The 13,598-nt window shown below is 74.8% G+C and carries 9 protein-coding genes; 2 read left to right on the top strand and 7 right to left on the bottom strand.

What is annotated here, in order from left to right; genetic code table 11:
* Positions 1 to 152 precede the first annotated feature (152 nt).
* The 4 genes from ilvC to ACGFZ2_RS08715 all read right to left on the bottom strand — a co-directional run bounded on the left by ilvC (position 153) and on the right by ACGFZ2_RS08715 (position 6,446).
* A complete protein-coding gene (gene ilvC, locus ACGFZ2_RS08730; RefSeq protein WP_357695373.1) occupies positions 153 to 1,166 on the bottom strand; it encodes a ketol-acid reductoisomerase in 1,014 nt (337 codons plus the stop codon).
* A gap of 124 nt (positions 1,167 to 1,290) precedes the next feature.
* Complete coding sequence (gene ilvN / locus ACGFZ2_RS08725) at positions 1,291 to 1,806, bottom strand: acetolactate synthase small subunit (protein WP_091096900.1); 516 nt, start codon at positions 1,804 to 1,806, stop codon at positions 1,291 to 1,293.
* 73 nt (positions 1,807 to 1,879) lie between these two features.
* The gene (locus ACGFZ2_RS08720; protein WP_393266867.1) at positions 1,880 to 3,766 is read right to left on the bottom strand and encodes an acetolactate synthase large subunit; all 1,887 of its coding nucleotides are present in this window, start codon (positions 3,764 to 3,766) and stop codon (positions 1,880 to 1,882) included.
* A gap of 187 nt (positions 3,767 to 3,953) precedes the next feature.
* Positions 3,954 to 6,446, bottom strand: coding sequence for a putative bifunctional diguanylate cyclase/phosphodiesterase (locus tag ACGFZ2_RS08715; RefSeq protein WP_393452543.1), 2,493 nt, complete (start codon positions 6,444 to 6,446; stop codon positions 3,954 to 3,956).
* Between the two features lie 129 nt (positions 6,447 to 6,575).
* Between ACGFZ2_RS08715 and ilvD the strand changes: the two genes are divergently transcribed.
* The gene (gene ilvD, locus ACGFZ2_RS08710; RefSeq protein ID WP_393266870.1) at positions 6,576 to 8,423 is read left to right on the top strand and encodes a dihydroxy-acid dehydratase; all 1,848 of its coding nucleotides are present in this window, start codon (positions 6,576 to 6,578) and stop codon (positions 8,421 to 8,423) included.
* Positions 8,424 to 8,505: 82 nt separating this feature from the next.
* Entirely contained in the window at positions 8,506 to 8,691 is a 186-nt protein-coding gene (locus ACGFZ2_RS08705) for a hypothetical protein (protein ID WP_393266872.1), read from the top strand.
* Between the two features lie 223 nt (positions 8,692 to 8,914).
* Here the strand turns inward: ACGFZ2_RS08705 and ACGFZ2_RS08700 are convergent, their stop codons facing one another.
* The 3 genes from ACGFZ2_RS08700 to ACGFZ2_RS08690 all read right to left on the bottom strand — a co-directional run bounded on the left by ACGFZ2_RS08700 (position 8,915) and on the right by ACGFZ2_RS08690 (position 13,469).
* Complete coding sequence (locus ACGFZ2_RS08700) at positions 8,915 to 10,579, bottom strand: SulP family inorganic anion transporter (RefSeq protein WP_393451576.1); 1,665 nt, start codon at positions 10,577 to 10,579, stop codon at positions 8,915 to 8,917.
* Positions 10,576 to 10,914 carry an ArsR/SmtB family transcription factor gene (locus ACGFZ2_RS08695; RefSeq protein ID WP_393266878.1) on the bottom strand — a complete coding sequence of 113 codons (339 nt, stop codon included), beginning with the start codon at positions 10,912 to 10,914 and terminating at the stop codon, positions 10,576 to 10,578. Before ACGFZ2_RS08695 ends, ACGFZ2_RS08700 begins: the two co-directional genes overlap by 4 nt.
* 185 nt (positions 10,915 to 11,099) lie before the next feature.
* A complete protein-coding gene (locus ACGFZ2_RS08690) occupies positions 11,100 to 13,469 on the bottom strand; it encodes a putative bifunctional diguanylate cyclase/phosphodiesterase (protein ID WP_393451573.1) in 2,370 nt (789 codons plus the stop codon).
* Positions 13,470 to 13,598 lie beyond the last annotated feature (129 nt).

The following is a 13,598-nucleotide window of genomic DNA, read 5'->3' as shown; positions in this document are numbered from 1 at the left end:
GAGGCGGGCGAGGTCCCGTTCGGGGCGGGTGGCTCCGGCTCGGATCGGCCGGATGGCGTCGGCGCGGCGAGCGGTGTCGGTGGGTGGCGGAGAGGAGGCGGCCCGGCCGGGCGCCGGGGAGAGCGCCCGGGCCGGGCCGCCGGGGGTGTTCGTCAGGCGGTCTCGGTGATCGGGCGGTCGACCCAGCTCATCATGCCGCGCAGCTTGCGACCGGTCTCCTCGATCGGGTGCGCCGCGCCCTCGGCCTGCCACTTGCTGAAGTTCGGCCGGCCGGCCTCGTCCTCGGTGACCCACTCCCGGGCGAACTCGCCGGACTGGACCTCGCTGAGGATCTTGCGCATCTCCTCCTTGACCCGGGCGTCGATGACGCGCGGCCCGCGGGAGAGGTCGCCGTACTCGGCCGTGTCCGAGATGCTGTAGCGCATCTTGGCGATGCCGCCCTCGTACATGAGGTCGACGATGAGCTTCAGCTCGTGCAGGCACTCGAAGTACGCCACCTCGGGGGCGTAGCCCGCCTCGGTGAGCACCTCGAAGCCGGTCTGCACGAGTGCCGCCGCACCACCGCAGAGCACCGCCTGCTCGCCGAAGAGGTCGGTCTCGGTCTCCTCGGTGAAGGTGGTCTTGATCACGCCGGCCCGGGTGCCGCCGATGCCCTTGGCGTACGACAGGGCCAGGGCGAGCGCGTTGCCGCTGGCGTCCTGCTCGACGGCGACCAGGCAGGGCACACCCTTGCCGTCGGCGTACTGGCGGCGCACGAGGTGACCGGGGCCCTTCGGGGCGACCATCGCCACGTCGACGTCGGCCGGCGGCTTGATCAGGCCGTAGCGGATGTTGAAGCCGTGGCCGAAGAAGAGGGCCTTGCCCGGCTTCAGGTTCGGCGCGATCGAGTCGGCGTAGAGGCGTCGCTGGGCCGTGTCCGGCGCCAGGATCATGATGACGTCGGCCTCGGCCGCCGCCTCGGCCGGCGTGACCACCCGCAGGCCCTGCTCCTCCGCCTTGGCCCGGCTCTTGGAGCCCTCCGGCAGACCGATCACCACGTCGACGCCGGAGTCGCGCAGCGACAGCGCGTGCGCGTGGCCCTGGCTGCCGTAGCCGATCACGGCGACCTTCCGGCCCTGGATCAGGCCCAGGTCGGCGTCGTCGTCGTAGTACACCTCAACGCTCATGATTTTCCCTTTCGTACGGCGGCCCGGGCGGCCCGTCGTGGATCTGTGCGAATGGCGGTTCCGGCGGCGCGCCGCGCCGGCCAGGTGGGGCGGGTCAGGCGGCGCGCCGCGTGGGCGGCCGGGGTCAGGCGGCCCGGAGCGCGGGCCCGGCGGTGATGGAACGCGAGCCGCGCCCGATCGCCACCAGCCCCGACTGGACCATCTCCTTGATGCCGAAGGGCTCGAGGTCGCGCAGCAGCGCGTCGAGCTTGTCCGGCGTGCCGGTGGCCTCGATGGTCAGCGTGTCCGGTGCCACGTCGACCACCCGGGCCCGGAACAGGCCGACCGTCTCCAGGACCTGGGCCCGGGCCGCGCGGTCGGCGCGCACCTTGACCAGGAGCAGTTCCCGGGCGACCGAGACCTGCGGGTCCAGCTCGACGATCTTGAGCACGTTGACCAGCTTGTTGAGCTGCTTCGTCACCTGCTCCAGCGGGGACGACTCGGCGTTGACCACGATGGTGATCCGGGAGACGTCCGGGTTCTCGGTCTCGCCGACGGCGAGGCTGTCGATGTTGAAGCCGCGCCGGGAGAACAGGCCGGAGACCCGGGCCAGGACGCCCGGCTTGTTCTCCACCAGCACGGACAGGGTGTGCATCGTCATGCCACGACCTCGCTGCGCACGGTCGCGTCCTGACGCGGGTGGGGGCGGAACCGAATGATTCGCTCGCTCATGGTCAGAGTTCGTCCTCGTCGAAGGCGGGGCGGACGCCCCGGGCGAACATGATCTCGTCGTTGCTGGTGCCGGCGGCGACCATCGGCCACACCATGGCGTCCTTGCCGACCACGAAGTCGATGACCACCGGGGCGTCGTTGATGGCCATCGCGGCCTCGATGGTCCTGTCGACGTCCTCCGCGTTCTCGCAGCGCAGGCCGACGCAGCCGAGCGCCTCGGCGAGCTTCACGAAGTCGGGGATGCGGTGCTTGTGGGTGCCGAGATCGGTGTTGGAGTAGCGCTCCCCGTAGAACAGGGTCTGCCACTGCCGCACCATGCCGAGGTTGCCGTTGTTGATCAGGGCGATCTTGACCGGGATGCCCTCCAGCGCGCAGGTGGCCAACTCCTGGTTGGTCATCTGGAAGCAGCCGTCGCCGTCGACCGCCCAGACCACCGTGTCCGGCTTGCCGACCTTGGCACCCATCGCCGCCGGCACCGCGTAGCCCATCGTGCCGAGGCCGCCGGAGTTCAACCAGGTGTACGGCTTCTCGTACGAGATGAACTGGGAGGCCCACATCTGGTGCTGCCCGACCCCGGCGACGTAGATCGCGTCCGGGCCGGCGATCTCGCCGAGCCGCTTGATCACGTACTGCGGGGAGAGGGTGCCGTCGGCCGGCTCCTCGTAGCCCAGCGGGTAGCGCCGGCGCAGGTCGTCGAGCTGGGTCCACCAGTCGGCGGTGTCGGCGCGGTGGCCGGCCGACTGCTCGGTGGTCACCGCCGCGACCAGCTCGTCGATGACGTGCCGGGCGTCCCCGACAATCGGGACGTCGGCGTGCCGGTTCTTCCCGATCTCGGCCGGGTCGATGTCGGCGTGCACCACCGTCGCGTCCGGGGCGAACGAGTCCAGCTTGCCGGTGACCCGGTCGTCGAAGCGCGCGCCGAGGGCCACGATCAGGTCGGCCTTCTGCAATCCGTAGACGGCGGCGACCGTGCCGTGCATGCCGGGCATGCCCAGGTGCTGCGGGTGCGAGTCGGGGAACGCGCCCAGCGCCATCAGCGTGGTGACCACCGGAATCCCGGTCAGCTCGGCCAGCCGGCGCAGCCCCTCGGTGGCGCCGGCCTTGAGCACGCCGCCGCCGACGTAGAGCACCGGGCGGCGGGCGGAGGTCATCAGCCGGGCCGCCTCGCGGATCTGCTTGCCGTGCGGGTGCAGGGTCGGCCGGTAGCCCGGCAGGTCCAGCGTCGGCGGCCAGGTGAAGGTGGTGGGCGCCTGGAGGACGTCCTTGGGGATGTCGACCAGGACCGGCCCGGGCCGGCCGGTGGCGGCCAGGTGGAACGCCTCGGCCAGCACCCGCGGGATCTCCTCGGCGTTCTGCACGAGGAAGTTGTGCTTGGTGATCGGCAGCGTGATGCCCTGGATGTCCGCCTCCTGGAAGGCGTCCGTGCCGATCGCCGGCCGCGCGACCTGGCCGGTGATCGCCACCATCGGCACCGAGTCCATGTACGCGTCGGCGATCGGGGTGACCAGGTTCGTCGCGCCGGGGCCGGAGGTGGCCATGCACACGCCGACCCGGCCGGTCGCCTGGGCGTAGCCGGTCGCCGCGTGCCCGGCGCCCTGCTCGTGGCGGACCAGGATGTGCCGGACCGTGGAGTCGTAGAGCGGGTCGTACGCCGGCAGGATCGCGCCGCCCGGGATGCCGAAGACGACGTCGACGCCGAGCGCCTCGAGGGACCGCACGAGCGAGCCGGCTCCGGAGACCTGGGCCGTGGCGGGTGTGCGTACCCCCGGGACGGCCGAGGTGGCCGCGGCGCGGGTGGCGCCGGCGTGGTCGGCGTCGGTCGCGGGCTCGGCGGCCGGGCGGGCGCGCCGGGCGGAGTGGGCGAGTGTCTCTGGCGTGGGTCTCGTCATTGCGGTTCAGCCCCTCGGCTGGAGTGGGTGCGGCTGTTCGAGCGGTGTGACGCGGGGCACGGGCCCCCGTCGATGGGTTCGACGGCAACAAAAAAGCCCTCGTGCAGGTTGCACGGGGCCGGCGCACTCTCGACAGGGAGAGTGCGCTCAGGTAAGTACTCGCAGCGACCGGTACGACGACATGCGGTCAAGCCTGACGCATCTCACGCGATGAGTCAACTGATCCCACATGTTGGTTAACGGAGTGTGGAGATTCACCCGTCCGAGGGGCCTGCGCACCCCGCTCCACCTGCCCGGACTCGGGCTCGGGCGGGCGCGGGGCGGGCACCGTCGGCAGCCGCCGGGGCGGCGGGGCCGGCGAGACGGAGGCGGGGGCCGTCGGCAGCCGCCGGGGCGGCGGGGCCGGCGAGACGGAGGCGGGGGCCGTCGGCAGCCGCCGGGGCGGCGACACGGGCGGGGCCGGGGCGGGGGCCGGCCGGGCGCCGGGGGACGTGGCCGCCTCCAGCATCGCCCCCAGGTGCTCGGCCGGGACGCCCCAGCCGGACAACGCGCCCTGGCCGAAGCGGCAGCCGGCGGCGACCACGGCGGCCAGCTCGGTGCGCGTGGTCACCCCCTCGGCGATGACCTCCAGGCCGAGCTGGTGACCGAGCCGCATGACGATGTCGACCATCGGCGCGAAGGCCGGGCCGTCCCGGCCCACCGGCCGCACCGGCTCGTGCTCGGCGACCAGGCTGTGGTCGATCTTGAGGATGTCGATCGGCAGGCGTCGTAGCTGCCCCAGCGAGGAGTAGCCGGCACCGAAGTCGTCCAGCGCGATCCGGACGCCGGTCAGCCGCAGCGCGGTCAGCCGCCGGATCAGCTCGTCCAGGTCGGTGGCGACGGCGTGCTCGGTGACCTCCAGCACCAGCCGCTGCGGCGGCACGTGGTGGACGCGCAGCGCCTCGGCGACCTGGACCACGTACTCCGGGGCGTGCAGCTCGCGCGGCGAGACGTTGACGGAGACCCAGACGTCGTGGCCGTCGGCCAGCCAGCGGGAGAGCTGGTGGCAGGCCTGGTGCAGCACCCAGGCGCCCAGCTTGGCGATCATCCCGCACTCCTCGGCCAGCGGGATGAACTCGTCGGGGCGGACGTTGCCCAGCGTCGGGTGGTGCCAGCGCAGCAACGCCTCCGCGCCGACCGGGCGCACCGAGGGCAGCGAGGCCACCGGCTGGAACACCAGCCGCAGCTCGTCGCGCTCGATCGCGCCGCGCAGCTCGTGTTCGAGCGTGGTGCGCCGGCGCAGCAGCTGGTCGTACGCGGCGTCGTAGCGCTCGATCCGGTTCTTGCCGCGCTGCTTGGCGTAGCGCAGCGCCAGGTCGGCGTGGCGCTGCAGCAGCTCCACGTCGGGCTCCCCGGCCCAGCCCGCCAACCCGATGCTCACCGAGAGGAAGACCGGCCCCTCGGGCTGGTCGTAGGCGCGGCCGAGCACGCCGAGCAGGCGCTCGGCGACCCGGTCCGCGTCGGCCGGGCAGCCGTGCATCAGCACCGCGAACTCGTCGCCGCCGAGCCGGGCCGCCACGTCGCCGGGGCGCAGGTTGCCGCGCAGCCGCCGGCCCACCTCGGCCAGCACCGCGTCGCCGACGTCGTGGCCGCGCATGTCGTTGACGTTCTTGAAGCCGTCGAGGTCGAGGCCGAGCAGCACGCAGGGCGTGCCGGCCTCGGCGCAGCGGTGCAGCGCCCGCAGCAGCCCCCGCCGGTTGGCCAGGCCGGTCAGCGGGTCGGTGTGGGCCAACTCACGGAAGTGCGCCTCGCGCTCCACCAGCCGCCGGGCGTAGCCGCGCACGTCGTGCAGCGTCAGGTACTGCCGGGTCACCAGGGCGAAGCCCTCGACGCTGCCGGCGACGATGCCGAGCGCGTCGAACCGGCCGTCCTGGAGGAGGTGGTACATCGCCGAGGCGGCCATCGCGAACATCGGGACGAACGCGTGGTCGCCGTCGCGGCGGATCAGGTCGAGGTCGGCCTGGCCGGCCGCGTCCACCCGCCGGGCGGCCAGCGCGGCGGCGCCCAGGCCGGCGGCGAGCGCTCCCGCCCCGGCCAGCGCCACTTCCGGCCCGGCCTGGCAGAGGCCGGTGGCGACGCCGAGCCCGCCGCAGGTCACCATGGTGGCCCCGGCGCCGAGACCGGCGAGGAACCGGCGCGGGGGCGGGGCGCGGAACGCCACGACGAGGGCGGTCCCGGCGGTCAGGGCCGCGCTGACCGTGGCCAGCAGGATCGGCGGGCAGGCCAGCGGAGTGGCGTCGCCGAGCAGCCGGGTGGGCTCGGAGAACAGCACCCAGCCGACGAACCAGAACGCGGCCGCCAGGACCAGGCCGTCGAGCGCCAGCCGCACCGTGGCCGCCCCCGAAGCGGCCACGCCGGGCAGCCGGAGCAGCCCCGCGGCGAAGAGCAGCCCGCTGACCGTCGTGCCGACCGCGACGACGGTGGCCCAGCCCGTACGCCGGTCCGGCCCGTGCGCCCCGTGCCCGGCGGCGGCGAACGTCACGGCGATCCCGACCAGCAGGCCGGCCAGCGCCACCGCGGACGCCGCGGCGAGCAGCGCGTGCGCCTGCCGGTGCGGCCCGGACCGCCGCCGGGCGTCGGCTGCCGACAGCGCGCCGGCCGCCGCCGCGACCAGCCCGCACAGCACCGCTGCCGCGACCATGCCCGGGGGGAGATGCACGTCCCCAACTGTGCCGGATGAGGGTCCCGCGTGGGGCCCCGGGTGTGCATCCTTTGGGACACGGCGCGCGCCCCCGGCGGGTGCTCCGGCGGCGGTGCAACACTGGTAGGCATGCCTGAGCTGCGGTCGAAGACCTCCACGCACGGTCGGACGATGGCCGGCGCCCGGGCCCTGTGGCGGGCCACCGGGATGACCGACGACGACTTCGGCAAGCCGATCGTCGCCATCGCCAACAGCTTCACCCAGTTCGTACCCGGTCACGTGCACCTCAAGGACCTCGGCGGCCTGGTCGCCGAGGCGGTGGCCGAGGCCGGCGGGGTGGGCCGCGAGTTCAACACCATCGCGGTGGACGACGGCATCGCCATGGGCCACGGCGGCATGCTCTACTCCCTGCCCAGCCGGGAGTTGATCGCCGACGCCGTCGAGTACATGGTCAACGCGCACTGCGCCGACGCCCTGGTCTGCATCTCCAACTGCGACAAGATCACCCCGGGCATGCTGCTGGCCGCGCTGCGGCTGAACATCCCGACCGTCTTCGTCTCCGGCGGGCCGATGGAGGCCGGCAAGACGGTGGCGATCGAGGGCGTGGTGCACTCCAAGATCGACCTGATCGACGCGATGGTCGCGGCCTCCAACGAGGCCGTGACCGAGGACCAGCTCGGCGCCATCGAGCGGTCCGCCTGCCCGACCTGCGGCTCCTGCTCCGGCATGTTCACCGCCAACTCGATGAACTGCCTCACCGAGGCGATCGGGCTGGCCCTGCCGGGCAACGGCTCGACGCTGGCCACCCACGCCGCGCGCCGGTCGCTCTTCGTCGAGGCCGGCCGCACCGCCGTGGAGATCGCCAAGCGGTGGTACGACGGCGACGACGCCTCCGTGCTGCCCCGCGCGATCGCCAACCGGGCCGCGTTCGAGAACGCCGTCGCCCTGGACGTGGCGATGGGCGGGTCGACCAACACGATCCTGCACCTGCTCGCCGCCGCCCGCGAGGCCGAGCTGGACTTCGACGTCGCCGACATCGACGCGATCTCCCGCCGGGTGCCCTGCCTGGCCAAGGTCGCGCCGAACTCCCCGCAGTACCACATGGAGGACGTGCACCGGGCCGGCGGCATCCCGGCCATCCTCGGCGAGCTGGACCGGGCCGGCCTGCTCCACCGGGACGTGCACGCGGTGCACTCCCCCAGCCTGGAGCGCTGGCTGGCGGACTGGGACGTCCGGGGCGGCTCGCCGACGCCGGAGGCGGTCGAGCTGTTCCACGCCGCGCCCGGCGGGGTGCGCACCACCGAGCCGTTCTCCACCACCAACCGCTGGTCGTCGCTGGACACCGACGCGGCCGACGGCTGCGTCCGGGACCTCGCCCACGCCTACAGCGCCGACGGCGGGCTGGCCATCCTGCACGGCAACCTGGCCCCGGACGGCTGCGTGGTGAAGACCGCCGGCGTGCCCGAGGAGTGCCTGACCTTCCGCGGCCCCGCCAAGGTCTACGAATCCCAGGACGACGCCGTGTCGGCGATCCTCGCCAAGGAGGTCGTCGCCGGCGACGTGGTGGTGATCCGCTACGAGGGGCCGAAGGGCGGCCCCGGGATGCAGGAGATGCTCTACCCCACCTCCTTCCTGAAGGGCCGGGGGCTGGGCCGGGCCTGCGCGCTGCTCACCGACGGGCGCTTCTCCGGCGGCACCTCCGGCCTCTCCATCGGGCACGTCTCCCCCGAGGCCGCCTCCGGCGGGCTGATCGCCCTCGTCGAGCCCGGCGACGAGATCGTCATCGACATCCCGGGCCGCTCGATCGAGCTGGACGTGCCGGAGGACGTGCTCCAGGCCCGCCGGGTCGCCCAGGAGAAGCGCGACCGGCCGTACACCCCGGTCGACCGGCAGCGGCCGGTGTCCGCGGCGCTGCGCGCGTACGCCTCGATGGCGACCTCGGCCAGCGACGGCGCCTACCGCCGCGTCCCGGAGTGAGAGGGCACATTCCGTCGGTTACCATCGCCGTCAATCAGACTGAAGGAGCAGGGCTCGCAGACTGAAGGAGCAGGGCTCGCAGATGGTAGTCGAGACGCCCGACGCGGCGACGGAGGAACTCTTCGAGGGCGAGGCCATCGGCCCTGAGATCGAGGACGCCAGCCAGGAGACCGAGCCGCACAACCTGTGGGGCGTGGCGATGGAGTTCGGCCATTTCGGGGTCGGTCTCTCTCCGGAGAGCCCAACAGCCGCGGCAGTGCGAAGCTGATGAGTGAGCGAACGGTCCATCTGGACGGCACGGCGTACCGCTGTGAATGGCACGCCAAGCTGGTGCCCCACCGCAACCCAATCCACTTCAGCCTTCCCCACGATGCCATCGACGGCCGCCGCAGCAGCGGGGACGGCGGACAGGGAGGAATCCCCCGGGTCGGCGGCAGACCGTGTCGCTCCGGGGGACGGTCAGCCATCGCCCGTCCGTGGTCCCGACCGCCTCAGTGGGCCGAGGCGAGAGCCAGCTCGCGGGCGTGGCGGATGGCGGCCGGGGTGTCTGGGAAGACCAGCCCGTCGCGGCGCAACCGCGCGGCGACGCCGAGGGTGGCGAGCACCTGGTCGTGGCCGGGGGCGATGCCGGAGAGCAGCACGGTGATGCCGCGCTCCTGGAGCCGGAGGATGGCGTCGCCGAGCACCTGCGCACCGGTGGCGTCCAGGGCGGACACCCGGGACATCCGCAGGATGACCACGCGCACGTCGGCGACGTCGGAGAGCTGGAGCAGGAAGCTGTGCGCGGCGGCGAAGAAGAGCGGGCCGTCCAGCCGGTAGGCCACGATGTGGTCGGCGAGCAGGGCCCGCTCCTCGGCGCTGTGCTCGCCGGGGTCGAGCGGAACCCGTTCCACCCGCGCCGTGCGGGCCACCGCGCGCAGGGCGATCACGATCGCCACGCCCACCCCGACCGCCACGGCGGTGACCAGGTCCAGCGCCACCGTGACCGCGAAGGTGAGCACCAGCACGAGGGCGTCGCCCCGGGTGGCACGGGCCAGCGCCCAGAGCGACCCGGCCTCGACCATCCGGACGGTGGTGGCCAGCAGGACGCCGGCCAGGGCGGCGAGCGGGATCCGGCCGACCAGCGGCGCGGCGGCCAGCACGATCCCGGCGAGGGCGACGGCGTGGGTGAGCGCGGCCAGCTTCGAGCCCGCGCCGGCGCGCACGTTCACCGCCGTACGGGCGATGGCGGCGGTGGCCGGGATCCCGCCGAACGCCGGGGCGGCGAGGTTGGCCAGCCCCTGACCGAACAGCTCGCGATCGGGATCGTGGCACTGGCCGATGGTCATCCCGTCGGCCACGGTGGCGGAGAGCAGGCTCTCCAGGGCGGCCAGCGCCGCGACCGCGAGGGCCGAGGGCAGCAGGACCCCGACGGCGTCGAGGTCGAGAAAGCCCAGCGAGGGCGCGGGCAGGCCGGCGGGCAGGGCGCCGATGCGGGCGAGCTCGACCGGGGTGGTCTCGGCCAGGACGGTCGCGGCGGCCACGCCGAGCAGGGAGAACGGCCAGCCGGGACGCCACCGGGCGCCGAGCAGCATAACCGCCGCGACGCCGAGGGCCACAGCGACCGGGACCGGCCGTGGGTCCGCGACGAACCGGGTGACCGCGTCGGCGGCCACGGCCCAGACGCGGTCACCGTGCGCGTCGGCCACCCCCAGCGCGGCCGGCACCTGTTGCAGGGCGATGACCACCGCGATTCCGGCGGTGAACCCCTCGATCACGGGGACGGGCAGGTAGTGCACGTACCGGCCGAGGCGGGCGAGGGCCAGCGCGATCAGCACCAGCCCGGCCAGCGCCCCGACCATCAGCACCCCGGTGGCGCCGAACTGCTGGACCACCGGCACCAGCACCACGGTCATCGCCCCGGTCGGCCCGGAAACCTGGAGGTGGGAGCCGCCGAAGACCGCCGCGACCGCGCCGGCCACCACCGCCGTCACCAGGCCGGCCTGGGCCCCGAGCCCGGAGGTGACACCGAAGGCCAGCGCCAGCGGCAGCGCCACCACCGCCACGGTCAGCCCGGCGAGCAGGTCGCGCCGGGGTGCGCGGCGCACCGCCAGCCAGTCGGCGCGCCGCGGCAACAGCCCGACAAACCGCTCGCGCAACGACAGTGTCCGGCTCACCGGTCCCGCCCGTCGGCCCGCAGCTCGTTCAGCAGCGCGTCGCGGTCGGTGAGGACTGCGCCGAGGATGCGGCGGCCTGCGGCCAGCAGGTCGACCACGTCCGGGGTGCTGAGCGCGTAGACGACTAGGGCGCCGTCGCGGCTGGAGGTGACCATGCCGGTCCGGCGGAGCACCGCGAGTTGCTGGGACAGGTTCGACGCCTCGACGTCGATCGCCGCCAGCAAGTCGCGAACGGGCTTCGGCCCGTCCTGGAGCAGCTCCAGCACCCGGATCCGCACCGGATGGCCGAGGGTGCGGAACAGCTCCGCCTTCGCCTGATAGAGCGGTACCGACATGCCAGCCTCCCTCTCAACCGCAACCAGACATGAAGACTTTAGCACTTGCGAAATCCTTCAACTCCCTGCCGGAAGATGCGGAAGGACGCGCGGCGGGAACGCGGCCGGCGCGGGTCGCCAGGTCTAGCTGTACTGCCCAGCGACCTTGGTTGAGGTCGTGTGACGACACGACGTAGGCAGTACATCTAGCGCGACGCCGACGGGAACTCCTCGAAGTACGCCTCCACCCGCTCCGCGGTGGCCGGGCGGGCCAGCGCGAAGCCCTGCCCGTAGCGGCAGCCGGCCCGGCGCGCGCCGTCGACCAGGCCCGGCGACTCCAGCTCCTCCACCACGATGTCCAACCCCAACCGGTCCCCCACGGCCACCACCACGTCGATCAGCGGGCGCTGCGGGTCCGCCGGATCCACCAGCTGCGGGCCGACCTTGAGCAGGTCGATCGGCAGCCGGCGGAGCTGGGCGAGCGAGGCGTGCTCGGCCCGGAAGTCGTCCAGCGCGGTGCGGATGCCCAGCGACCGGAGCCCGGCCAGCCGGGCCACCACGGTCGGCAGCTCGCCGGCCACCCTCGGCTCCGCCACCTCGACCACCAGGCGGTCGGGCGGCACCCCGTACGCGTCCAGCACCGCCGCCGTGCGGGGCACGAAGTCGGGCGCGGCCAGCTCCCGGACGGTCACGTTGACCGCCATCCAGAGCTGCCGGCTCCCCGCCGACCAGGCGGCGAGCTGCCGGCAGGCCCGGTCCAGCACCCAGCAGCCCAGCTCGCCCACGATGTCGAGGTCCTCCGCCACCGGCAGGAACTCGGCCGGGAGCACCGTGCCGAGGACCGGGCTGCGCCAGCGCAGCAGCGCCTCCGTGCCGACGGGCTGCCGGTCGGCCAGGTCGAGCACCGGCTGGTAGACGAGGTCCAGCTCGCCCCGCGCGACCGCCCCGGGCAGCTCCCGCTCCAGGTCCAGCCGGCGGACGAGCTGCTCCTCCAGGTAGGCGTCGTACCACTCGACCCGGTCCCGGCCGAGCTGCACGGCTCGCCGCCGGGCCAGGTCGGCCTGGCGCAGCACGTCCTCCGGGGCGGTGCCGGCGACCTCGGCCAGCCCGATGCTGGCCCGCAGCCGCAGCACCCCGCCCGGCACCTGGTAGGGCTGGGTGAGCGCGGCGAGCAGCCGGGTGCCCAGCGCGTACGCCAGCACGGGGCCGGTCCCGGTGACCACCGCGAAGCCGGCGGCGGTGAGGTCGGCGAGCAGGTCCCCGGGGCCGACGACGGCGCGGACGCGACGAGCGACCTCGGCCGTCACGGCCTCCCGGGCGGCGTGGCCGGGCCCCTCGGCGGTGGCGCCGGGGATGTGCAGGTCGACGACGAGCAGCGCGCCGCAGGGAGACGGCGAGTCCCGCAGCGCGGCGAGGGCCCGCAGCAGCTCGGCGTGGCCCGCCGGCCCGCCGGATCGGCCGGTTCCGGACGAGCGGTGCCGGGCCGGTGCCGCCTCGGCGCAGGTGGGCATGGTGTCGACGCGGGCCGGCGCCGCCTCGGCGCAGATCGCCGCGGCGTCCGCACGCGCCGGCGCCTCCGCACGCGCCGGCGGGGCGGCGGCGGGGGCCGGCGGTGGCGGTTCGCCCGCCCGGAGCAGGTCGCGGAGCACGAGTGGCGGCGCGACCGCGAGCGCGAGCAGCACGGCGGTGAGGTCCGGCGGCCCGTCGGAGCGGAGCTCCCAGCCGGTGGCCGCCACGGCCGCGGCGGCCGGGACCACCGCCCGGGGCCACACGAGGGTGGGCAGGGCCGGCGGGTCGGGCTGCGGCCGGGCCGCCCACCGCGCCCCCGCCGCGGTCAGCAGCACCCCGCCCACCAGTGGGGGTACGGCCAACAGCGCCGCCCAGACCGGCGACGTCCCGACCGGAAGCGCGGCCAGCGCCACCAACCCGAGCAGGGTGAGCGCCGCGCCGCCCCGGCACCGGGCGGCGCCGGAGCGCCGGTGCGGCCCGGTCAGCGCCGTGAGCACCGCGATCGCGAGCCCGCCGAGGGCCACCGCCGCCGCGAGCCGGGCCGGCGGGTCGAGGCGGTCGCGGGGCAGCAGCAGCCAACCGGCGAGGACCAGCCCGAGGCCGGCGGCGGTCGCGTCGAGGGCCCGCCGCAGCCGGACCCGGGTGGCCGGGTGCGGCGTCCGCGCCCGCGAAGGCAGCCCGGCGGCGAAGAGCGGGGCGGCGACGACCAGCCCCGCCACGGCGACGGCGGGCCGGTGGCGGGGGTCGGCGAGCGGGAGGACGGCGGCGGCCAGCCCCGCCGTCACCACGGCGGCGTCGAGCAGCACGGCGACGCGACGGGGCAGCGCCGTGCGGCAGCGGGCCGCCCGGGAACGGCTGGGCGCCGACGTGGGCGGGCCGACGGCCAGCCGGGACAGCCGCGCGCCGGCCAGCGCGGAGCCGGCGGCGCCCGCCAGCGCCACGACGGCCGGTGCCGGCATCCGGCCGGTCGCGCCGGCGAGCAGGAGCAGCGCGACGGCGGCGAGGACGAGGGTCTCCGGCACGGCCGGACGGCGGGCGCGGGCGTGGGACGGGTACGCGAGGGGCACGGCGGTCGCCTTCGTGAGGGGGCACGGGCGGTGCGGCGGTGCGGGGCGCCGGAACGAGGTGGGTCCGCTGCCCATCTATCGCCAACGAGCGCGCAGGCACTCGGTGACGCCGAGGCGACAGTGGCCCTC

The sequence above is a fragment of the Micromonospora sp. NPDC048063 genome, from assembly GCF_043202855.1.
Classification (GTDB): domain Bacteria; phylum Actinomycetota; class Actinomycetes; order Mycobacteriales; family Micromonosporaceae; genus Micromonospora.
Note: the sequence above shows the minus strand (reverse complement) of the source record. Positions and strands in the feature narration are given on the sequence as shown.